The 23,198-nt window shown below is 38.1% G+C and carries 16 protein-coding genes; 3 read left to right on the top strand and 13 right to left on the bottom strand.

All coding sequences use genetic code 11. The features are described 5' to 3' along the window. Positions 1 to 7: 7 nt before the first annotated feature. From NV349_RS02100 to NV349_RS02085, 4 genes are all read right to left on the bottom strand, one after another. Complete coding sequence (locus NV349_RS02100) at positions 8 to 874, bottom strand: GNAT family N-acetyltransferase (protein WP_271912235.1); 867 nt, start codon at positions 872 to 874, stop codon at positions 8 to 10. Positions 875 to 1,638: 764 nt separating this feature from the next. Then, positions 1,639 to 3,471: an ABC transporter ATP-binding protein gene (locus NV349_RS02095; protein ID WP_271912233.1), complete on the bottom strand. Its 1,833-nt coding sequence runs from the start codon at positions 3,469 to 3,471 to the stop codon at positions 1,639 to 1,641. Beyond that, positions 3,471 to 5,192, bottom strand: a complete 1,722-nt coding sequence (locus NV349_RS02090) for an ABC transporter ATP-binding protein (RefSeq protein ID WP_249645813.1) — start codon at positions 5,190 to 5,192, stop codon at positions 3,471 to 3,473. The genes NV349_RS02095 and NV349_RS02090 overlap by 1 nt, the downstream gene beginning before the upstream one ends. Before the next feature lie 65 nt (positions 5,193 to 5,257). After that, positions 5,258 to 6,151: a DMT family transporter gene (locus tag NV349_RS02085; protein WP_271912231.1), complete on the bottom strand. Its 894-nt coding sequence runs from the start codon at positions 6,149 to 6,151 to the stop codon at positions 5,258 to 5,260. A 186-nt stretch (positions 6,152 to 6,337) separates the two neighbouring features. Here NV349_RS02085 and NV349_RS02080 point away from each other — a divergent pair, with 186 nt between their 5' ends. Beyond that, positions 6,338 to 8,362 (top strand): EAL domain-containing protein, encoded by a 2,025-nt coding sequence (locus NV349_RS02080; protein WP_058844770.1) that lies wholly within the window; start codon positions 6,338 to 6,340, stop codon positions 8,360 to 8,362. A 43-nt stretch (positions 8,363 to 8,405) separates the two neighbouring features. On the opposite strand, the gene NV349_RS02075 is transcribed toward NV349_RS02080, so the two are convergent. Further along, complete coding sequence (locus tag NV349_RS02075) at positions 8,406 to 8,873, bottom strand: threonine/serine exporter family protein (RefSeq protein ID WP_170829849.1); 468 nt, start codon at positions 8,871 to 8,873, stop codon at positions 8,406 to 8,408. Between the two features lie 21 nt (positions 8,874 to 8,894). After that, entirely contained in the window at positions 8,895 to 9,647 is a 753-nt protein-coding gene (locus NV349_RS02070; protein ID WP_036117711.1) for a threonine/serine exporter family protein, read from the bottom strand. 336 nt (positions 9,648 to 9,983) lie between these two features. Here NV349_RS02070 and NV349_RS02065 point away from each other — a divergent pair, with 336 nt between their 5' ends. Next, positions 9,984 to 11,396: a polysaccharide deacetylase family protein gene (locus NV349_RS02065; protein WP_036117713.1), complete on the top strand. Its 1,413-nt coding sequence runs from the start codon at positions 9,984 to 9,986 to the stop codon at positions 11,394 to 11,396. A gap of 71 nt (positions 11,397 to 11,467) precedes the next feature. On the opposite strand, the gene NV349_RS02060 is transcribed toward NV349_RS02065, so the two are convergent. The 4 genes from NV349_RS02060 to NV349_RS02045 form a co-directional block, all read right to left on the bottom strand. Continuing rightward, positions 11,468 to 13,567, bottom strand: a complete 2,100-nt coding sequence (locus NV349_RS02060; RefSeq protein WP_230593746.1) for a beta-propeller domain-containing protein — start codon at positions 13,565 to 13,567, stop codon at positions 11,468 to 11,470. A gap of 131 nt (positions 13,568 to 13,698) precedes the next feature. After that, on the bottom strand, positions 13,699 to 14,892 hold the full coding sequence (locus NV349_RS02055) for an acyl-CoA dehydrogenase family protein (RefSeq protein WP_271912228.1): 1,194 nt from the start codon (positions 14,890 to 14,892) through the stop codon (positions 13,699 to 13,701). 9 nt (positions 14,893 to 14,901) lie between these two features. Next, entirely contained in the window at positions 14,902 to 16,074 is a 1,173-nt protein-coding gene (locus NV349_RS02050; protein ID WP_036117720.1) for a saccharopine dehydrogenase family protein, read from the bottom strand. Between the two features lie 26 nt (positions 16,075 to 16,100). Further along, the gene (locus tag NV349_RS02045; protein WP_271912224.1) at positions 16,101 to 17,579 is read right to left on the bottom strand and encodes an aldehyde dehydrogenase family protein; all 1,479 of its coding nucleotides are present in this window, start codon (positions 17,577 to 17,579) and stop codon (positions 16,101 to 16,103) included. A gap of 417 nt (positions 17,580 to 17,996) precedes the next feature. On the opposite strand from NV349_RS02045, the gene NV349_RS02040 reads away from it, so the two are divergent. After that, the gene (locus NV349_RS02040) at positions 17,997 to 18,797 is read left to right on the top strand and encodes a TIGR00266 family protein (protein WP_089933090.1); all 801 of its coding nucleotides are present in this window, start codon (positions 17,997 to 17,999) and stop codon (positions 18,795 to 18,797) included. 296 nt (positions 18,798 to 19,093) lie between these two features. On the opposite strand, the gene NV349_RS02035 is transcribed toward NV349_RS02040, so the two are convergent. From NV349_RS02035 to NV349_RS02025, 3 genes are all read right to left on the bottom strand, one after another. Beyond that, the gene (locus NV349_RS02035; RefSeq protein ID WP_036117729.1) at positions 19,094 to 20,056 is read right to left on the bottom strand and encodes a 2-hydroxyacid dehydrogenase; all 963 of its coding nucleotides are present in this window, start codon (positions 20,054 to 20,056) and stop codon (positions 19,094 to 19,096) included. Between the two features lie 631 nt (positions 20,057 to 20,687). After that, positions 20,688 to 21,980, bottom strand: a complete 1,293-nt coding sequence (locus tag NV349_RS02030) for a globin-coupled sensor protein (protein WP_036117732.1) — start codon at positions 21,978 to 21,980, stop codon at positions 20,688 to 20,690. 339 nt (positions 21,981 to 22,319) lie between these two features. Continuing rightward, complete coding sequence (locus NV349_RS02025; RefSeq protein WP_170829842.1) at positions 22,320 to 23,156, bottom strand: undecaprenyl-diphosphate phosphatase; 837 nt, start codon at positions 23,154 to 23,156, stop codon at positions 22,320 to 22,322. Positions 23,157 to 23,198 lie beyond the last annotated feature (42 nt).

Genomic DNA, 23,198 nt, shown 5'->3' with positions numbered 1-23,198 from the left:
CTTTTTCCTACTGTTTTACATAATAATCGATTTGCTGTGCCTTCATAAAACCTGCCTTTTCATAGACAGATAATGCTTTTTTATTGTCAATTTCTACATCGAGCATAACAAATTTCGCACCAACTTTGCTCGCGTAATCCTTTGAAAAAGAAAGCAATGCTGTTCCAACACCTTGTCCCTCACAATTTGGATGAACAGCAAGTGCTGTTACCCATTGGATTTCATTTTCCTGAGCAGTCGTCACAGTTCCAACAACAAGGCCATCTCGATAAGCAACCCAAAGCTTTCGTCCATTTGTAGATGTATTAAAGGCAATGAGTTCCTCTGATTCTTCGGGTAAATCACCAAAAGCTTCACTATAGATGGCAATCAATTCCCCCTGCTCACCAGCATAAGGTTGAATACTAATATCCGTTTGTAATTCTACTGGTTCTGCTTTTGTTTCTAATGTTGCTTCCGAAAAGCTGTAGGCATAACCTTTATTTTCAATAAATGCATGTCCATAAGGAGAGCCATCAATTACTACAGCTAATTGCCCCTCCGCTCCTCTATCTGCTAAGCCAGCTTGTATACCCTCAACTAATGCAGCTCCAATACCCTTCTGTCGATATGCAGGTGTTACTACTAATGACCATTCATATGTATGAAGTCCCATCAAATCAATGGCACTAGCTGCACCTACTAACAAATCCTGTTCATCCTCATATGCTAGTACCATAAAGCCCTTTGACTCAAAAGAGCTAGCCATTGGTACACTCATAATGGTTTCATATACTCGATAATCATGAATGGTTGCTTCTTCACATAATAGTTTTACTTCTTTCAATGTTTCTCCATCTAATGGAAAAGACACTGTCATCACTGAAATATTCATCTTTTACTCCGTTCCTGTGTCAGACTATTGCCCTATTGTAGCAAGAATAAAAATAAACTGGCAACAAAATATATAAATACCCACTATTAATCAGAATTTTACTTCAAAAAACAGAATAATAAAAGGATTTATACTATAAAAATTCATGAAAATGACTGAAATTTACTAGAAATTATAGATATAAAATATTATGCTAATTTCTCAAAATGAGAGATAATTAATCTTTTTTACACAGTTACTTTTAAACTATACAACAACTCCTATTAGATGTATTTTTTATAATATTATACTATTTATTCAAATTAATAACATTTCAATTTAACGAAAAAAGAGTAATTTCACATGAAATTACTCTTTTCATCGTAAACCATCCATAGAATTTTTGTGAAAGGTGAAAATGGATTCCCATCGCACGCTACTTGCTTCCCTCTGGGCGAGCGCCGAGCGGCTTCCTCCGCTACCGCTCTTTTTAGCAAAGGTTTTTAAATAAAATGAAGGTATCCACTACTCTTTATAGAGGGTTGTTGTCACTCATCACTTCTCCACATTAAAATAAGAGCCTATCCTTTCTCGAATCATATAAATAATGGGCTATTTTGTTCACTACGGCTCGTTTGAAGGATAAGGGTAAGGCACTTTTGCACATGATTGCTTGGAGTAAAGCGGCTCATAAGACGCCCCCCTGGAAAGGACGCTGGCGCAACGGCAATCAATCCCTTGGCTTTCAAAATGGCTGTTTCTACCGTTGACATCACCTTTTTCATCTATTCCTCAAGATGATGTGAGGAGGACTGAAGCATTTGCGCATAAAGGCCACCTGATTCAATTAGTTTTTGCTGAGGCCCAGCTTCAACTAACTCACCTTTTTGCATAACTAAAATCATATCGGCATTATGCACAGTGTTTAATCGATGGGCAATAACAAAACTAGTGCGACCCTGCATTAACGTATCAAGCGCCTCTTGTATCGCCATTTCCGTCACAGTATCGATACTGCTTGTCGCCTCATCCAAAAGTAAAATTTTCGGATCAGCAATAAGCGCCCTTGCTATAGAGAGTAACTGCTTCTGACCTTGTGATATCTCGCGTCCATCCGCAGCAAGAATCGTATCATAGCCATCTTTGAGCTTCATGATAAAGTCATGGGCATTCGCTTGCTTGGCAGCTTTCTCAATCTCTGCATCACTTGCATCCAGTCGACCATATCGGATATTTTCACGAACAGAAGTCTCAAATAAAAAGGGGTCCTGCAATACAAAAGCCATCTGTGAGCGAAGGGATTGACGATCTATTTGCTGTACATTTATGCCATCAAATAATACCTCACCCTTTGTTACCTCATAAAACCTTGCAATCAGTTGGAGGATTGTTGTTTTCCCAGCTCCAGTCGCACCAACAAGGGCTACCGTTTGTCCAGGTTCTACTTTAAAATTAACATTCTTTAGTGTGTAAGCTTCTTCTTCCAGCTCATATTTAAAATACACATGCTTAAACGCCACATGCCCCAATAACTGATGCTTTTGTGCTGGAACGGTTTCTGCCTCTGGTTGTTCATCAAGCAAGGCAAATACGCGCTCTGCACCAGCAATGGCTGATAGTACTGTATTGAACTGGTTTGCTAAATCATTTAAAGGACGTGTAAATTGTCGTGCATATTCAGTGAATATAACAATAACCCCTATCGACACATGCCCATATAACGCAAGCACGCCTCCTATACCTGCAACAATTGTAAAGCTCATATTATTTAAAAAGTTCATGACTTTAGGAATATAGCCCGAGTAAGTCTGTGCCCAAAAACCGGTTCTTCTTAATCGCGAGCTTTTTTCTCGAAACTCTGCTTTCATACGCTCTTCTTGTGAGAAAGCTTTGACAATCCGCTGCCCTGAAATTGTTTCCTCTATCATCCCATTCAAAGCGCCAATAGCTACTTGCTGCTCTTTAAATAAGGGTGCTGTACGCCGTGTAATCCAGCGCATAGCCCAAAACATCAGCGGAATAATTGTCATCGTCAGCACTGTCAGCAAAGGGCTTAAACTAAGCATAATAATGACGGTTCCTCCAAGCGTAAGTACACTTGAAAACACTTGGATAAAAGAGCTATTTAAGGTAGAGCTGACAGCTTCAATATCATTCGTCATACGACTCATCAGTTCACCATGTTGACGACGATCAAAGAACGCAACTGGCAATCGTTGAAAATGAGCAAATATACTTGTTCGTAATCTATAAATAGTCTGCTGAGCAATACCAATCATCCAATAGTTTTGTAGAAAAAGTGAAACAGCTAACAGAATATAAATACCAATTAATACACCAATCCACTTACCTAAACCTGAAAGCTTGCCATGCATAACATAATTATCAATCATTTGACCGATTAAATAAGGACCAACTAAAGCTAAAATTGAACTGAGCATCACTAGTAAAAGAACCACAATGAGGAGTGTGCGTTGTTCGTCGACAATTTTCCATAGTCGAAGCAATGTACTTTTCCAATCTGCTGCACGAGGCCCTTTCTTTTTCTTCACAGCTTGCTTCAGATCATCTTTAGTCAAAATCGGCTCATAGCCAAAAGGTTTTTGGAAAAATCCCATTAATCCTCCACCTCCTGTTGGGAGATTGCAATTTTTTTATAGAGCGTTGAAGTTTGTAAAAGCTCTTCATGTGTACCATATGCAACCACTTTTCCAGCATCGATCAGTAAAATACGGTCTGCACCTTTAGCTGTGCGAATTTTTTGTGTGACAACAAGCATTGTTGCCTTCTCTTCACTTAATGCCTCCCACAAAGACTGTTCAGTTTTAACATCTAAGGCACTTGTACTATCATCAAGCATTAAAATATGCCCCTTCCTCAAAAGAGCTCTAGCAATAGATAGTCTTTGTTTTTGGCCCCCTGATAAATTAACACCTTTTTGTCCAACCTTAGTGTCGTAACCATTTGGGAAATCTTCCACAGATGCATGTATTTGTGCCTGCATTGTAGCCTGTAGTACAGCATCCATTTCAGCCTGAGTATCTCCCCAACGTACATTATCTGCAATACTTCCTGTAAACAATAATGATTGCTGAGGGACATAACCAATGATTTCACGTAGCTCTTGCAATTCCCAGTCCTGAACATCCTGCCCTTCCACAAGAATTCTTCCTTGCGTTACTTCATAAAAACGAGGAATTAGCTGTAACAATGTTGACTTTCCAGCACCGGTTGCCCCCATAATCGCTAATTTTTCTCCTGACCTCACTTGAAAACTCACATCTGACAGGACGGGAGCATCTCCTCCTGGATAGGTAAAACAAACATGTTCAAAGGTTAGCTCTCCATATTGCATTGTGCTATCTACTTCTTCTGAGTGGGAAATATCCTCCACCTCATTTTCCATAGATAGTACTTCTGCCATACGTTCTGCGGAGGCCTTTGCACGCGCATAAAAAATAATAATAAACGCAAACATTGAAAACGAGCCGGTCATACGCATGGCATAATTGACAATAGCTACAATATCGCCAAGTGGCGTTGTCCCTGTGGCAATTTGCTTTGTACCAAACCATAAAACGGCAAGCAAGCTCATGTTCATGATGAATAATAGAACAGGCATAATATATTCCATAATGCGTAAAGCCTTTACTGTATCCATTTTTAAGCGTGAAGCAACTTCATCGAAGCGTGTAGCCTCATATGCTCCACGTAAATAGGCCTTCACTAAACGAATTGCCTGTAAATTCTCCTGTAATACCCTATTTAAACGATCTACCCTCTTCTGTACACGTCCAAAATAAGACACACCCTTCGCCACCATAAAAATAAGAAAAATAAAGATGATGGGTGCGCCTATCACTAAAAACAGCGCCAATTTGGCATTTACAACAAAGGCCATTACAATACTTCCTATAACAGCAAGCGGTGCTCGAAGCATAATACGTAAGCTCATAAACAGTACCGTTTGTACCTGTGTGACATCATTCGTTAATCTAGTAATGAGCGACGCTGTGGAAAATTTTTGATAGGTTGCTAGTGTAAAGGATTGAATTTTATCAAACATGGCATTTCGTAAATCATATGAAAAGCTTTGTGCTGTATGAGAGGAGAAATAAGAGTTAATGACTCCCGCTATAAAGGCTACGATTGATAGTGCAAGTAAAACAGCTCCCCATTGCAAAATCATGCCTTGATTTTGGGCTCGTACACCTTCGTCAATTATTTTTGCCATAATGAGTGGCTGTACAAGCTCCACAAATAATTCTAAAAGCATTAAACATAAAGCAAAAATGGCAGTCCATTTATATGGTCTTACATAGGAAAAAACTTCTTTCACATTCTTTCCCCCTTGTCAGAGATAAAATATAAAGCTAGTTAAAAAATCCTAACCCAATAGTATATTTATGCTTTTTCGCCTGCTACCGAAAGCCAGGTTACACAAACAAGCATAACGAAAACACCTATTAATTGCCAAAAACCTAAAGATGTACCGAATACAATGACTGAAATAACCATTGCTGTTAATGGTTCGATACTGGAAAGGATACTCGTCTCCACTGCTGTAATATATTTCATACTACTTAAAAACAGAATAAAGGCTACTGTTCCAAAAAATATTAATGCAACGACTAACATAAGTATCTTAAAATCTGTTAAAACAACCCATTGGTTGGACTGCCACACACGGCTCACTAAGCCTAATGTTAAACCACCTACCAGCATGCCCCAGCCAACTACTAATAGCACACTCCACTCCTTCATTAAGCGTGCAGGATACAGTGTGTAAAATGCAAATGTTAAGCCTACTGCTATACCCCAAAGCAAGGCTTTTGGACTAATAAGCAAACTTTCAAACGAAGCGTTCGTTAGTAATAGAAATAACCCTATAAGGGTACCAACAATCCCTAATACTTGATATTTTGGTGGCCATTTCTTTAAACTAAGAGAGACATATGCCACAACAAAAATGGGCGCTAAAAATTGTAGTAAGGTCGCAAGTACTGCGTTGCTTTCATTTATAGCAGCAACAAAAGCAAATTGTACACCTAGCATCCCTGCAATACCAAAAGTAATGAGCTGTCTACCCCAGAGTTTATGCTGCCAAATACTAAAAATATTTTTTCCTGTTAACAATAAATATGTAAGTAGTAATATACCTGCAACCGATAAACGGACTGTTAACATAAAGGAGACGGTCAATGATGTATGGTTAAGTAGCCACTCCATCAAAGGGCCAGTTGCTCCCCATAACATAGCACCCGAGACAATAAATAATATTCCTTTTAAACGTTCCATACCAATCCTGCTTCCTATATACGTACTAAAAATTGTTACTTTTCTTCAAATCTTTTCTTACACATCACGAGAAAAGTCCTATTTTTCTTCATTATCAAATATTTACAATTATATTCATAATGACTAATTCCCGATAATTAACTATAATATTAGTATATATTGATTACCCAAGGAGATCGAAAAATCATGAGTCATATGCATAAATCATTTACGATTGATGAACATTATTTAAATTCACTTCCTTTTCCTGCAATTATCATAAATCAAGATGGACAAGCGACTATCTGGGGAAAGAGCGCAGAACATCTGATTGGATTGTCAGCCGATGATATTAAAGGAAATACTACTCCATCTATACTCGAAAATCTACTACGTCAGCTTCCTGTAGAAACATTTCAGTCTATTTTACAAAATGAGGACAGTACGTATTTAGATAAAATTCAAGTATACACAACGTCAAACACAGAAATAACGACAGCCCTGTTAGCGAAGCCTTATACAGAAGAAGGAGAACGTTTTATTCTACTAATCTTTATGCTACCAGAATTAATGACGAATGCTGTTTCACATTGCAGTACATTTGTTAATATCAAGTCAGGTTTAGATGCTACATTCATGACTGTCACACTCGATCACGATGGATTTATCTTAGAATGTAATAATGAATTTTTAAAGACAAGTCAATGGACGCCAAAGCGTGTAATCGGCAAAACATTTTGGCAGTTATTCCCGGATAATGAAGCGAGCGAAAAAATCACAAATACGATTTGGCGTAATTTAAACAATGGTCATACGTGGCAAGGCGAAGTTGAAAAAATCACAAAAATAGGCCAATCCTATTGGGTATTGCTAACAGCCATTCCTACTTTTAATCTCGAAACAAATGAACAACAATTTATCTTAATTGAAAAAGATATTACTAAATCGAAAACCATTCAACATCAGCTAGAAAAAATAGCTTATATCGATACAGAAACTGGGCTGATGAATGCACATCGACTTGAAAAAGTCATTACCAATATGATTGAAGAGCAAAGACATTTTTCTTTTGTTTATCTAAGTATTGATAAATTTTATACTCTAAAAGAATTACATGACCAACAAATCGATCAAAGCCTTATTATTGAATTTACAAATCGAATAAAAATGTATTTCCAAGATAGCACAATGGCTCGTATAAATGAAAATGATTTTGTTGTCATTACCCCTTTAAGTGAGTGGTTTATTCAAGGGTTCTTATCTTACTTACAACAGCACCCTATTTATAGCGGCAATATTGCTGTCCCAATTTCTATTAGTGGTGGCATTACAAGATATCCAGAAGACCAAACAACATTCTCTCAACTTATGAAAGCCTCAATTGCTACCATTTCAACAGTGCGTGAGGCTGGTGGGGACAAAGTTGTTTCCCTGTCAACAGCAACACATAAAGCTTTAAATCGTAAAGCTTTAATTGAAAAACGTTTACTTCAAGCACTTGATCAGAAGAATTTAAAGGTACTTTATCAGCCACAAATTGATGTTTATTCTGGTAAAATTACAGCTGTTGAAGCACTTGTAAGATGGGAAGACGAGGTAATTGGCGTTGTTGCGCCTGATGAATTAATTCCGATTGCGGAAGAAACAGGCCTTATTAATAATATCGGTTCCTTTATGCTAGAAAAAGCTTGTGAGCAGGCATTACTTTGGAAAAGGGCGGGTCATGATTTAAAAGTATCTATTAACTCTTCTGTTCGCGAATTCCGCGATAAAAATATGGCAAAATCCATACTTGAAGTGCTCGCAAAAACAGGTTGTCCAGCAAATCTTCTACAAATTGAAATTACTGAAAAATTTGCTTTAGAGGCGGAAGCTGCCACATCTATCGCACAGCAAATGCGCAAGCTTGAAAACGAAGGCATCTCTTTCGTATTAGATGATTTTGGAACTGGCTATGGATCATTTAGATATATGCAGATTTTACCGATTGATACACTAAAAATTGATCAAACGTTTACGAATTCTCTATTAAAATCTGAAAAGAGCCAAAAACTTATGCATGGTATGGTACAACTTGGTAAATCTATGGAACTGAAAGTTGTAGCCGAGGGTGTCGAAACGGCTGAGCAAGCAGACCTATTAATCACATATGGTTGTGACGCCATTCAAGGCTATTATATTAGTAAGCCAGTTACACCAGATGAAATTGAAGTATTGCTTAGTAAAAAATAATAAGTAATTAAGGAGGCTGCGTTAAGCTAAACGCAGCCTCCTTCTATTTTTTATAGACCTTTTGTAATTTTACTTTACTTGAACGGACTGAACGGAAAATAAGTTGAATAATTACTTCCGCAAAGACTAGACCGATCACAATTGCACCTGTAATTAAAAATGCCTTTAGGCCATACTGTAAGCCTTGTAAGTAATCGTCCTCTACAACATTTCGCATGGCATTATATGCCATCCCTCCTGGCACCAACGGAATAATTCCACCAACGATAAAAATAATCATTGGTATTTTAAAACGTCGCGCATACAAATGGGCAACTATGGCAATGACAAACGAGCCAAAGAAAGAAGCTTTGACGACATCCATTCCTTGCTCTGTTAAAACGTAATAGATAATCCAGCCAATTACTCCAACAAGACCACAATGAAGTAATGTTTTTCTAGGAACATTAAAAAGAATGGCGATCCCAGCTGTCGCAAAAAAACTAACAATTAATTGTATAAGAATGTCCATCATCTGCATATTGTCCGCCTCCTAAAATCCTAGCGTGACGGCAATTGCTGCACCGATTGCAAAGGCTGTTAAAAAGGCCTCTGCTCCCTTTGCCATCCCTGACATAAAATGACCCGCCATTAAATCACGAACAGCATTGGTAATCAAAATACCTGGTACAAGTGGCATGACAGAACTAATAATAATTTTATCAAGTTCAGTTCCATAACCATACTTTACTGCTAAGAAGGCCACAAAGCCGAGAACAAGTGATGCCGTAAATTCAGAGAAAAACTTCACCCTTGTTAAATGGTTGATCATCACAAGTACTAGAAAACCCATCCCACCCGCTATACAAGCTACCGGAAAATCCGACCATCCTCCCTTAAACATAATCAGGAAACACCCACTTGCAAGTGCGGCTGACAAAACTTGTAAATAAGTTGGTAAAAAATAATTTGTTTTTTGTATCGACTTTAACTCGTCATAAGCTTCTTCTAATGTTATGATGTGAGATGTGAGTCTCCGAGATACTGAATTTACCAAGGCTATTTTTTGTAAATCTGTAACCCTACTGGAAATTGATGTAATTCGCGTCGGCTGTGTCTTGCCTAACGAAAAAATGATTCCAGTTGGTGTGGCATAACATTGAGCATCTGGCATATTTTGAGTATGTGCCATCCGCAGCATCGTATCCTCCACACGATATGTTTCTGCTCCACTTTCAATCATAATACGCCCTGCAAGCAACAAACAGTCAATCGTAAGTTCATTATCCGCTTCTTGTAAGACCATTACAGCTATCTGCCTCCTTCAAAAGGTTCCTTGCCAATATTATCGAACTGCCAATAAAAACTCAACTGAAAATTTCAGCATAAACAGTTAGCTTTCTTTCAATTTAATTTTCATGAATTAACAATTATTGAGCATGTTTTTTCTATTTTAGTAGGTATTTTACAACCACTTTAAAAGAAGTACAACAACATTCGATTGATACCCTATAGAAGGATAGCCGATTTAAAATAATTACTATAAATTAACATTAAAAGATCCGTAATTTGTATAACTTTTTTAATGATTAACACGTCTGATTGTATAGAGAATAAAAAAGAGGGGAGCGTATCCAACACCATGCAGGAACGCAGAAAAAAACGCGGTCCAATAATTGATTTTTTATTACTGGGCCTTATTGTAACCTTAACAACAGTTATACTAGTTATTATCCTATCAAAGGATGAATTTAAGTTTCAAAAGATTAGTGCTTCAAAAGAAGAATCTAAGACAGAATCGGTCAATAGTAATTTATCGACTGAAAGTTCTGCGTTTCCAGGCATACGTATTGTTACAGACGTTTCTAATGATAAACGAACACCATTTGCTATACATTACCCACAAACAGATAACAAAGTTTTTAATGACGCCGTATTACAATACATATCGGATTCAAAAGAAAACTATCTAGCATCTATGAAAAAAAATAAAGATAAAGAAGCTATGGGTGAATTAAATATTAGTCTTGAAACATTTCCATACCGAGAGCATTATTATTCCTTTGTTCTAACAAAAATGGAGTACCTTGGTGGAGCTAATCATGAAGTCTCAACGAAAACATTCTTCATTAATAACGAAACAGGCGAGCAAATTACAATTCAAACCCTTCTACAAAATGACGAGAACAACTTATCAACGTTAGCTGCCAATGTACGAAAGGATTTGCAGAAAAACCTTCAAATAAAGGATGAGCTTTTCACTGATGAATTACTGAAAGCTACAGAGCCAAAATGGTCTAACTTCAATCGCTTTGCTATTGTCGACGATTCATTACAATTCTATTTCAATGAATATGAGATTGCTAGCGGAGCAGCAGGTGCCCCAATAGTGAAACTACCCCTTTCACTTATTAACCCATTGTTAGCCTCTGAGTTTCAAATTGCTATGGAAAATGTAAAACCAACAAATCCACCGCCTACAGGTGATCCGAATAAGAAACGTATTGCATTAACATTTGATGATGGTCCACATCCAAAAGTGACGGAACAAATTTTAAACATTCTCGATAAGTATCACGCAAAAGCAACCTTCTTTATGCTCGGTAGTCGAGTACAATATTATCCTGATATTGCAAGAGATGTATTGGCGCGGGGCCATGAAATTGGCAATCATTCGTGGAACCACCCTGTCTTAACAAAGCTTACACAAGAGCAAGTGATGAAAGAGTACAATACTACAGCCAATGAAATAGAAAAGGCAATTAATCATGGTGCTACAGTTTTCAGACCACCTTATGGTGCAACTAATGACACGATTAATGCCGAGATCCCTATACCTGTAGTGCTATGGTCGATTGATACATTGGATTGGAAGCATCGCAATGCACAGCAATTATTGCCACATGTAAAAAATAATTTGCACAATAATGCCATTGTCCTAATGCACGATATACATCAATCTACTGCGGATGGACTTGATGCTGTCCTTGCCTATTTACAGGAGCAAGGTTATGAATTCGTAACGGTATCAGAAATACTACCATATCGTCAATAGTATGAACCCTTTTCATATATTCAATGAAAAAGTCCAATGAATTTTCAAACGAATTCATTGGACTTTTCTTATTATTTTATTGTTAATGTATCTAAAGGCTTGAAGTCATTTAGCTGATAGCTCTTTACCTCGTTACGCGCTATTGTATAAAGAGCATCATCTATATAGACTACTCGTTGTACAACCTGCTCCCAATTCTCATATGGCTCATTAGTATTACGATTGATTATATTTCCTTTTAAAACAATCCCTTTATCAGCAGTAATTTCATAAATTTGAGCACCATGACCTTGGTACACAATCTCATCACCCTTACCTGCATCATACAGTACTACTGGGAAGCCAAAATAATTGAATTCCTTATTGCGGAATAGCGCTTTCGGATTATATTGCACATCAGAGTAAGAGCCTTTCCCACCGATTTTTACTGTCGATTGTTCTTTTGGGTTACTGAAGTCTGACACATCAAATAGTGACATCTTCATATTGGTTGTCACCGTAAAATTACGTTTCGTATAAGCATCATAGCGTTGCTCTGTATCATAACCAATGCCCATTAAATGTGTTTCATCTATTGGATGTAAGTAATTACTGAAGCCTGGAATCTTCAATTCCCCTAATACTGCTGGCTTTTTTGGATTTGCTACATCAATGACAAATAGTGGATCTACTTGTTTAAATGTCACTACATATGCTTTTTCTCCCATAAAACGAGCAGAATATATTTTTTCTCCAGGCGCCATATCCTTTACCGAACCAAGTGGTTTTAAATGTTCATCTAAAATAAAGAGGTGATTATAGGAAGTACTTTTCTCATCCCACGTATTGCCCTCGGTTGTAAAGATTCGGAAATTACCTTTGTATTCGTCCATTGAATACTGATTTAAGACAGTTCCCTTTACTTCTGTACTTCCAGCAAAATTTAAAGTCGTTCCATCTACATTCCACTTAAAAATCTGAGTGTCTGCTGACCTAGGTAGCCAAATCATATCCATAACTCGTTTATTGGATGGAGCAGCCTGATTATTTTCATAAATTGGTGTCGTTAAATATAGGGCATTTTCTGACATATAAAGACCACTACTTCCACCTAAATACCCTTTTGTATTGGCTGTTGTCTTAGCTCCATTTTTTAAATCGACAGCTGTAATTAAACTATAGGTACCATCCATTGTATTAGGTAATATAGAGATTTTTTCTAAAGGTAGGCTTGTGTACGCTGATCCTGCTACACTATCAAATGTTTTAGGCTTTAATTCGGCTTTTTTGTCTTCTTGCAGCATCCAATAATTCGGATACATATTACCAATTATATATAATGTGTCCTTCGTAATACGAATATCCTGTAAAAAGCCTTCTTGCCCAACATGACGTACATGTTTTGGATTGCCTGGATTCGAAATATCATAAAATGAGGCTGTTACCATGGCTGTACCAGCCTTTTCAATATATTCATCCCCAATGGCAATTAATAGATTGTCATATAATGCAAGCTTAGAAATATATTGTGACTCTTTTAGTTTAATGCTTGTCGCTAACTTCAAATGCTTAGGATCTTTAGCATTGACAACCGTAATACTCTGATCCTTTACACTGTAAATAAAGCCGTCTTTTACGACAACAATATCACCCTCTTCTACACCGTCTACTTGGTTATTGGTTGTAGACTCGTTATTAGCAGTGGCTTTATCTTCACTTGCTGCACTTTCAGCTTTCTCTTCCTCTCCCCATCCAACTCTTTGAGTCGTTAACAGCTTTTTAAAATATTGCTGGAGCTCTTTTTCAGATTTGACGGCTGTTAACGTTTCAATAATAGTAAATGAAATCGTCTGTGAAGAGACATTCAGCCCCCCTTGTGCGAAGGCTTCCTTTTTCACATGTAATTGATAATTCCCTGGTGCTAACTTCTTGACCACTATTGTTTTTTGATCTTCTAATAATTCAATTGTTGCAGGCACTTTTTGGCCTTTTGCCGTTGTAATAAAGACATAGTCCTCTGTAATCTTGTTTTTCTTTAAAGCTACTGAAAAAGATGCTTGCCAGCTTTGTGTAGCCATGCTGGTGCTAGCGGCCTTTGCAGTCACATCCGTATTCACCATCCATGTGAAAACGCCAGGCACGATAGCTACAACAAGTATCAACATAATTACCAACCATTTGTTTTTCATCATTTTTCCTCTCTTTCATTTACTTGTTTATCCATTAGACTAATAAAAAATCGGAAAGTTACATTTTTCTGAATTTTTTAATGTAGGTTATGACTTCACAAAAAAAACAAGGGGGAATACTCCCTCCCCCTCGTTTATTCTTCAAACGGCCATTTCGGCAACATTTTTGATAATGGCTTATCTCGGCGTCTTCCTAATACATAATCAGCCTGCATAATGGTATGAATTTCACGGGTTCCTTCATAAATAACGGGTGCTTTTGAGTTTCGTAAATAACGAGCAACTGGATATTCATCTGAATAGCCATATGCACCATGAATTTGTACTGCATCATCAGCAGCCTTATTGGCAAAGTCACACGCTTGCCACTTTGCTAAGGATGTCTCGCGAGTATTTCGAACACCTTTATTTTTCAGTTCACCTACACGATAGACAAGAAGACGACTCATTTGATAGCCGGCTTCCATATTAGCAATCATTTGTCCAACAAGCTGGTGCTCTCCAATAGGCTTACCAAATGTCTCCCGTTCATGACAATATTTTACGCTAGCTTCTATACAAGCTTGGATTAAACCAACAGCACCTGCCGCTACTGTAAATCGACCATTATCAAGCGCGGACATGGCAATTTTGAAGCCTTCACCCTCTTCACCAAGTCGGTTTTCAACTGGCACACGTAAATCTTCAAAAAAGAGCTCACCTGTATTACCAGCACGAATACCATATTTTCCTTTAATCGCTTTTGACGTAAAGCCAGCCATCGAACGTTCTACAATGAACGCACTAATCCCATGATGTTTCTTCGATTTGTCTGTATAGGCAAAAACGAGAAAATGATCTGCGATATCACATAAGGAAATCCATGTTTTCTGCCCATTGAGGGTATAATGATCGCCATCACGGACAGCTGTTGTTGACATGGCAGCTACATCAGACCCAGCGCCTGGTTCTGTAAGACCAAATGCTCCAATACGAACACCTTTAGCCTGCGGAACAAGGTAGCGCTGCTTTTGCTCTTCAGTACCCCACTGCATTAAGGTCATGCTATTTAAGCCCGTGTGGACAGATACAGCTGTGCGAAATGCTGTATCTCCCCGTTCAAGTTCCTCACATACGATGGCAAGAGCATTATAATCCATACCACTACCACCGTATTGTTCAGGAACACAAACACCCATTAAGCCTAACTCAGCAAGCCTTGACCAAATTTTAGCATCAAAGCCTCCATCAGTATCCCACTTTGCAATGTAGGGAATGATTTCTTCATCAACAAACTGTCTTACCGTTTTTCGTAGCATTTCCTGTTCAGTGGACATTTCAAAATTCATGGTTAGCACCTACCATTTCACGATCATAGCAGACTTATGTGATGTCTCTTTAATCACCACGCCACGTTTAGCCATCTCTTCGATATACGTATCACCAGGAACTATTGCTTCAGGTGGAAATACACCATGCTCTGTAATAGCACCCGCTCCTATCATCTGCGCTACAACAGAAATGGTATTAGCAGTAGCACGAGCCATGGCTGTTTCATTAATTGTCATATCCTTACGTACAACCATTTCATATTCATACGTTACCTGCTGTTGTGCTTTTTCACCAGCTACAATGACACGTAACAGTACAGCATCTGGTTTTGTGCCCAGTTCAAGCTTCTTTTTAAGCGCCTCTCGTACAACGGCACGAACAGGTACTTCTTGATTATCAACTTCTACCTTATTAGTGGAATCAAGGAATCCTAAGTCAGCTAAAAGCTTAAATTTCTCTGCGTGACCTTTATAGCGGATCGTTTTATATTCTAATGTGCGGACATTGGGGAATGTCTTATACAATGTGGAAATGCCACCAGATGTATAAAATGCCTCTAGCACACCGAAGTCATCAAAATAAATAGGTTCAACGCCAGACAGGGATGGAACTTCTTCAAGCTTGCCCTTCTGAATCGTTTTGGAAGGCTCTGTATAATGATCGAATACGCCATCTAAAGAAAACACACGTGTATAATGAAGTGGAGGCTTTGGATCAGTTGGAATACCACCTACAAATAGTTTAATAGAATCGACATCATCTAATTTCGATGCACCATAGCCAGCAAGAATATTAATCATACCTGGCGCAACACCTAAGTCCGGAATGATTGTGACACCTTTTGCTTTTGCTTCCTCATGAAGATCTAATATCTTCTCTGTCACACCACCAATATGACCGCCTAAATCTACGGAATGTACGCCTGCCTCAATCGCTGCTCTCGCCACTCGCTCATTGAACGAATAAAATAGCGCATTGACGACAACGTCACCCTTAGACATAACGTCCATTAATGAATCATCACGCTCTGCATGAAGCTCCACAACCTCCACTTTATTAGAGTCTAGCGTATCTACAAAATCCTGTGCTACTTTTACATCGATATCCCCTAAAAACACACTCTCCACTTTATCATTTTTTATTAAATCACGAGCTACCTCTTTACCCATTAAACCTGCACCTAATACAACAACTTTCATCAAGAACATCCCCTTTCGTTGATCTGTTACTCTGTATCGATTTGTGCTCTTTGTAATTTACCGCTGTAGTCTACATAAATACTCTTCCATTCTGTGTAAACATCTAGGGCAGCTACACCTGAATCACGGTGTCCATTACCAGTCCCTTTTGTGCCGCCAAATGGCAAATGAATTTCAGCACCTGTTGTGCCTGCATTTACATAAACAATACCTGTGTCCAAATCACGTTGTGCGCGGAAAATTGTATTTACATCTTGTGAGAAAATGGAGCTAGATAAGCCAAACTTCACACCATTATTTACTTCAATTGCTTCTTCCAAGCTTGCTACTTCAATGATAGAAACGACTGGGCCAAAGATTTCTTCTTGGGCAATAATCATGTCAGGCTTCACATTTGTAAACAGAGTTGGCTCATAATAGAACCCTTTATCGTAAGGTGGTTCATTTAATATTCTGCCCCCTGCTAATAATGTGGCTCCCTCTTGTTTGCCTATTTGCACATAGTGATTAATCTTTTCCAATGCGGCTTTATTAATCACTGGCCCGATTTTAACGTCCTTTTCTAGACCATCGCCAATTGTTAGCTTTTGCATTTCATCTAAGAGACGCTTTTCTAATTGTTCTTTTACATCTTTATGCACAATGACTCGGCTACATGCTGTACACCTTTGCCCAGCAGTACCAAATGCACTCCATAAAATCCCTTCTGTAGCTAGCTGTAAATCGGCGTCATTCATGACAATGACAGCATTTTTTCCACCCATTTCTAAAGAAATCTTTTTCAAGTGCTTACCGCCAAGTTCGGCTACTTTACTACCCGTTGTCGTAGAACCAGTAAAGGAAATAACCTTGACATCAGGGTGTTCAATTAACGCTGTCCCTACTGTAGGCCCTGTACCAAACACAATATTAGCGACTCCATCTGGTAAGCCCACTTCTTCAAAAATTTTACCCATTTCATAGGCCATCATCGGTGTCTCATTCGATGGTTTCCAAATAAATGTATTCCCCGCAACAATAGCTGGAAATGACTTCCACGTTGCAATGGCAACAGGGAAATTCCAAGGCGTAATGAGTGCCACCACACCGATAGGTACCCTTACACTCATGGCAAATTTATTGGCAAGCTCCGATGGTGTTGTTTCGCCAAACAATCTTCGACCCTCACCAGCCATATAATAAGCCATATCAATTCCTTCTTGCACTTCTCCCCTAGCCTCTTCAATTACCTTGCCCATCTCTTTTGTTAAAACGGTCGCCAAATATTCTTTCTTCTCTTTCATTTTGAGACCGATGGCATATAAATAGTCTGCACGCTTTGGCGCTGGTACAAGTGCCCAGCTCTTTTGTGCTTGTTTGGCAGCAGCTACAGCCTCATCTACCTCATTTGAAGTAGAACGTGGTATGGTAGCAAGCTGCTCACCATTTGCAGGGTTCGTCACTGCTATACTTTGTAAATGTGAATGTGTGACCCATTTACCGCCAATATAGTTTTTAATCTCCACTACATACACCCCCTGAAATACTCTATGATGCCTCGGCTGTTGTACCAGTTGTATTCCATTGGTACAGCGTCTGTAACAGAATGAAATATGTCAATATTCCGAATTTTCTAGATGCAATATACCTGGTCATACTAGCATTTACCTAATAATCGGTGACAACTACCAGAGGCTTTATTTTCATCTAACGTCATTACCTCCATATAGAGGATGACTTCTAAATTTAGAAGCCACTTAAGGTTATGTATATTCACAATACCCTTCGTTATATGAAAATAAATAATACACATTCTAGTTTTTTATATTCGACATTTTCTAGCTAATTCCCTTTTTTTCTAAAATATTTAATTTCCTATTGAAACTAATGTGATTTATAATCGTATACAATATCATTAAATTTACTTTTGGAGGAATCCCTTTATGAATAATCATGAAATTGACTACAAGTTATTTGGTGACGACATGCAATATGTGCAAGTTGAGCTTGATCCTCAAGAAACAGTTGTTGCAGAAGCAGGAGCTTTAATGATGATGGATGACTCGATCCATATGGAAACTATTTTTGGTGATGGCTCACGAGGTAGCTCACAAAGTGGTCTAATGGGGAAATTATTTGGTGCTGGAAAACGACTAATTACTGGTGAAAGTTTATTCATGACGACATTCACAAATGTTGGTGCAGGTAAAAAGCATGTTTATTTCGCTTCACCATACCCAGGTAAGATTATTCCAATGGATTTAAGCCAATTGAACGGTAAAATCATTTGTCAAAAGGATGCATTCTTAGCAGCAGCTAAAGGTGTTTCTGTTGGTGTTGAGTTTCAGAAAAAAATCGGTGTAGGCTTCTTCGGCGGTGAAGGCTTTATTATGCAAAAGCTTGAGGGAGACGGTATGGCATTTGTACATGCAGGTGGAGCGATTCACGAAAAAACGTTACAGCCGGGAGAAGTGCTACGTGTAGATACAGGATGTTTGGTGGCGATGACATCAAATGTAGATTACAATATCGAGATGGTTGGAGGCGTAAAAACTGCACTATTTGGTGGAGAAGGGATCTTCTTTGCTACACTACGCGGCCCAGGGACTGTGTGGGTACAATCATTACCATTTAGCCGTTTAGCAAGTCGTGTCTTTGCAGCAGCACCTATTTCGCAAGGCGGGGGCGGTCAATCTAAAGGTGAAGGCGGCATCGGTGGCATATTCGATTTATTCAATAAATAAGAAAACATAAGGCTGGAACAAAAAATGTTTCAACCAACAAAAATACCGAACTATCCAATGAAACGCTTATAAAGTGTTTCGGAATAGTTCGGTTTTTCTATTTGTCATGTTTTGTTATTAAGAAATTATTCGACTTTTTGAAAGAACAATTTAGAGCAAACGTGGTGAGTGAAGCGGCTAACGGACGCCCTGAAAGGACACTGGAGGAACGGAAATCAATCCCACAGCTTACTAAAAAGTTTTTTCTAGTCTTTTTTCAATATGTAGCATATCAGCAGATAATATGCTTCTCTTTTTTAATCGATTCGATTGGAGAGTGCCTTGCCTTGTCCATAAGCCGTTAATGCTTTCACATTTAGCATCAGCATGGCCGTTCTCGTTGCTAACGAAGCGCTACCGATATGTGGAAGTGCTACTACATTTGGAAGAGTTAATAAAGGATGATTCATAGCAATCGGCTCTTGTTCAAAAACATCTAGCCCCGCAGCCCACAGCTTACCATTTTTCAAAGCATCATACAGGGCAGCCTCATCAATGATCCCACCACGGGAAGCATTTATTAATACAGCATCTTCCTTCATCAAAGCTAGTTCCTGTGCCCCAATGAGTCCTTCCGTATCAGTATTATAAGGTGTCATAATCACAACAAAATCAGATTGCTTTAAAAGGTCTTCCAATGAAACATACTGGAAGCCATACATTTCTTCCGCTTCATGCCGACGTCTGCGATTATTATATAAGATTTTCATATCAAAACCTTTTGCTCTTCTAGCAACAGCTTGGCCAATTCGCCCCATGCCAATAATTCCTATTGTTGCTCCTGATACATCCTTACCAACCAGTTGCATTGGATACCAGCTGTTCCATTTGCCTTCACGTAAATATCTTTCACTTTCTGGAATTCTACGTGCAGTTGCAAGCAGTAAGCCAAATACTAAATCCGCAGTCGTATTGGTTAAGACACCTGGTGTATTTGTCGCCATAATGCCTTGTTTCCGTAAAGCTTTCACATCAATATTATTATAGCCAACTGCTAAATTGGTAACTAATTTCAAATTGGGTGCATGTGAAAGTAACTCTTCATCTACTTGATCGGCTATCGTTACCCATAGCACCTCACAGTCAGCGACAGCTGCTAGCAATTTGTCTCGTGGAATAACCAGGTCTTCTTCTTCCCACTGCGAGATTTCATAAAACTCCTGTAATGGTTCAACAATATGTGTAGGAAATTTACGTGTTATAAATAATTTCTTTTTCATGCTCCAAAAACACCCCTCTACTCATTTCCCTAATTCGCCTATAGCGTAACACTTAAAACAAGCATTTTCTAGTCTGTATCCTTCCATAACTGATAGTTATTAGCTAATTCATCAGCCTCATTTTTAGTTTATCCGTGTAATACATCATTCTATCCTAATCCACAGCACGAAAAAAACTATGCATAGATTGGATGCATAGTTTTTCATAATGTTGGAAAACAAAACCTTCAATAACATTTTTGTGAAAGTTCCATTGTAGGCTACTTGCATTCTGTAAGCGAGTACTACCCCATGGGAATCAAGTAGCCCAATCAATAAAAATATTTCTTTTGAGCAAAGGTTTTCAACTAAAGTGGAAGTATTCACTACTCTTTATGGAGGGGTGTTGTCACTCATCGCTTCTCCACATTGAAAATAAAAGCCTATCCTTACTCTAATCATACAAATAAAGAGCTATTTTGTTCACTAAGGCTCGTATGAAAGATTAGGAAAAGACTCTTTTGCGCATGGTTGATTGGAGTGGAGCCAGCGTCACTCCTAGGGATTTAGCGTCACAGCTGAGACGCTGGCAGAACGGAAATTAACCCCTCGCCTTTCAAACTTACTTTTTCTGCCGTTGACATCAACACTATTAAAATTCTCTAATTGTTGTATTTAAGCGATTGGCCACTTTCTCTAATGCTCCAGAAGATTCACCAATAGTTTCAATAATCTTTACTAATTCAGCTATTTGACTACCAACATTTTGAAAGTTAGAGATAGAATCTTCCACAGAACCAGAAATCGCATCAAATGCTTTTAGCGACTCGGCATTGCGTTCAATACTACTATTCACGAGTTGCTGTATATCCTGAATGGCTTGGACCACCTGTGTTGTAATACCGTTCGACATCATAATTAGTTCAGCTATTTGTTCGACTGAGCTTTTCGTTTGATCAGCAAGCTTACCTACTTCATTTGCAACGACTGCGAAGCCCTTACCATGTTCGCCAGCACGTGCTGCTTCAATTGCAGAGTTCAGCGCAAGTAAATTGGTTTGCCCTGAGATGCTTTTCACAATTTCTACAACTGCATTAATTTTGGAAGAAGAGGCATCTAACTGCTCCACCATATTAGCCATCTCAACTGTTTTATGATGAATTTTTCCAGTTTGCTCATTGATAGATACAATTTTAGTATAACCTTCACTAGACACCTTTTGCATAGATTGTGCCTCTTGCATACTATCTGTCAAAGAATCATTGACATGCTGTGCACTATAAACAAGTTGTGTTACTGTTTCAGTCGTATTTTGAGATTGAACCTCCAACTGTGTTGAAATGCCGCCTATGACATCCTTTACATGCTCCCTAACGCTATTGCGTTGTTTCTCTATTAATATACTGGCATAGTTATCGTATTCTTCCAAAACAATTTGCTGCTCGAAATTACATATTTTACTAACAGCATCACAAAATTTCTCTTCCTCGTCTTTAGATAGTCGAAGCTCATAAATAATTTTACGTAGTGATTTTTCAAGAATGTAAAAGGCTGCTAAATACCATTTAGGATAGAGATTAATCTTCACATGCATCTTTGCCACACGGCTTCGCTTCTCTAAAAAAGCTTCATCTATACGCCCCTCAAACATTTCAATAATATGATGGCGTAATGTTTGCCGTAAGCGCTCGCTAGAACTATGCTTTTGTATCACAGCCTGTAAAGAGGGCACGCTTTCAATAGCATGATAAAATGCACCAACCACCTCAACAACGTTTCTTTCCACATAAGGCTTTAAGCTTTTAATCAATTGAAGGTCGTATACACTTAATCCTACAAGATTTAACTGAAATAAACGTTCTGGCTCTTCAATAAAAATACCGACAGCTGCTTCATCACTAATTTCAATTGTATTTTTCTTAGATCTATTTACAATTTGAAACATTTTCTCCACCTCATATTATAATCATATACCGAACTAAGTCTATTATCCTAAATGCTATTCAATAACAACAAATATTTGGACATTCTATGTATCAATTATAATCTCAAAATAAACAAATGAATAATAAAGAGGTAAATGATAGCTATTATCATTATAATCCTCTATACATTTGTACTATTCAATAAGTCTTTGTAACTATTTTACTCATTTTTCAAAAAAATGATGGCTGGAGTAATAAAAAAAGCCACTGCTTCTTATCAAAGAAGAGTCCTGCACCCCTAAAGTTTAGATTTTTGACTCTAACTTTAGGGGTGCAGGACCAAGAGTGACCTTTTTTATTTACATAAAAATAATTACACAAAGAACTGCGGCTAAAACTAAACGATAAATCGCAAAAGGCATTAACTTCACCTTTGAAATAAGTGCTAGGAAAAACTTGATGGATAGTAAGGCAAAGATAAATGAACTAATAAATCCAACTGCATAGAATCCAAAATAGTCCATCGATAAAGTATCCCAGTTTTTCAGAACGGATACTAGACTAGCCCCTGCCATGATTGGCACTGCCATAATGAATGTAAAATCGGCTGCAACACGGTGACTCATACCAAAGAGTACCCCACCTGAAATAGTCGCACCTGAACGAGAAAAACCTGGCCATAAAGATAGACATTGAACTAACCCAACTTTAAATGCTAAACCATAGGATATCTTGTCTAAAGAATCTACTTTTGGTTTTCTTGGTGCCAATTTATCCGCAGCAATCATTAGAATTGCTCCTGCCACTAAAGCATAAACTACATGTTCTACTTTAAATAAATGGTCGTCTATAAAATCTTTAAACGCAAAACCTAAAACAACTGCTGGCAGCATCCCAACAATAACATGCAATAAGTTAAAACGGCCGTTTATGGATTTTGATTGACCGTCAATATTATATAAGCCAACTAAGCTTAGCATACGTTTCCACATCACTACGATAACCGCTAAAATGGAGCCGAGCTGCACAACAATTTTAAATGTGTTAGCAGGATATTTTCCCAAAAACTCCTCTGTCTTTAACCACATATCATCCACGATAATCATATGACCCGTAGAAGATACTGGTGCGAATTCCGTCATACCTTCGACAAAGCCTAATATTAACGCTTTTAATAATTCTATAATTTCCACCATGTCACCTTACCTTTTTTAATCAAATACCCACCTATTATAAGA

The sequence above is a fragment of the Lysinibacillus sp. OF-1 genome, from assembly GCF_028356935.1.
GTDB lineage: Bacteria > Bacillota > Bacilli > Bacillales_A > Planococcaceae > Lysinibacillus > Lysinibacillus fusiformis_D.
This window is presented reverse-complemented; position numbering and strand designations above follow the sequence as displayed.

Excerpts from the sequence above, each read along its gene's own strand:
- NV349_RS02065 (WP_036117713.1), top strand. The coding sequence starts at position 9,984 with ATGCAGGAACGCAGAAAAAAACGCGGTCCAATAATTGATTTTTTATTA.
- NV349_RS02095 (WP_271912233.1), bottom strand. The coding sequence starts at position 3,471 with ATGGGATTTTTCCAAAAACCTTTTGGCTATGAGCCGATTTTGACTAAA.
- NV349_RS02060 (WP_230593746.1), bottom strand. The coding sequence starts at position 13,567 with ATGATGAAAAACAAATGGTTGGTAATTATGTTGATACTTGTTGTAGCT.
- NV349_RS02030 (WP_036117732.1), bottom strand. The coding sequence starts at position 21,980 with ATGTTTCAAATTGTAAATAGATCTAAGAAAAATACAATTGAAATTAGT.
- NV349_RS02050 (WP_036117720.1), bottom strand. The coding sequence starts at position 16,074 with ATGAAAGTTGTTGTATTAGGTGCAGGTTTAATGGGTAAAGAGGTAGCT.
- NV349_RS02035 (WP_036117729.1), bottom strand. The coding sequence starts at position 20,056 with ATGAAAAAGAAATTATTTATAACACGTAAATTTCCTACACATATTGTT.
- NV349_RS02040 (WP_089933090.1), top strand. The coding sequence starts at position 17,997 with ATGAATAATCATGAAATTGACTACAAGTTATTTGGTGACGACATGCAA.
- NV349_RS02085 (WP_271912231.1), bottom strand. The coding sequence starts at position 6,151 with ATGGAACGTTTAAAAGGAATATTATTTATTGTCTCGGGTGCTATGTTA.
- NV349_RS02025 (WP_170829842.1), bottom strand. The coding sequence starts at position 23,156 with ATGGTGGAAATTATAGAATTATTAAAAGCGTTAATATTAGGCTTTGTC.
- NV349_RS02070 (WP_036117711.1), bottom strand. The coding sequence starts at position 9,647 with ATGGTCTTACAAGAAGCGGATAATGAACTTACGATTGACTGTTTGTTG.
- NV349_RS02055 (WP_271912228.1), bottom strand. The coding sequence starts at position 14,892 with ATGAATTTTGAAATGTCCACTGAACAGGAAATGCTACGAAAAACGGTA.
- NV349_RS02080 (WP_058844770.1), top strand. The coding sequence starts at position 6,338 with ATGAGTCATATGCATAAATCATTTACGATTGATGAACATTATTTAAAT.
- NV349_RS02100 (WP_271912235.1), bottom strand. The coding sequence starts at position 874 with ATGAATATTTCAGTGATGACAGTGTCTTTTCCATTAGATGGAGAAACA.
- NV349_RS02075 (WP_170829849.1), bottom strand. The coding sequence starts at position 8,873 with ATGGACATTCTTATACAATTAATTGTTAGTTTTTTTGCGACAGCTGGG.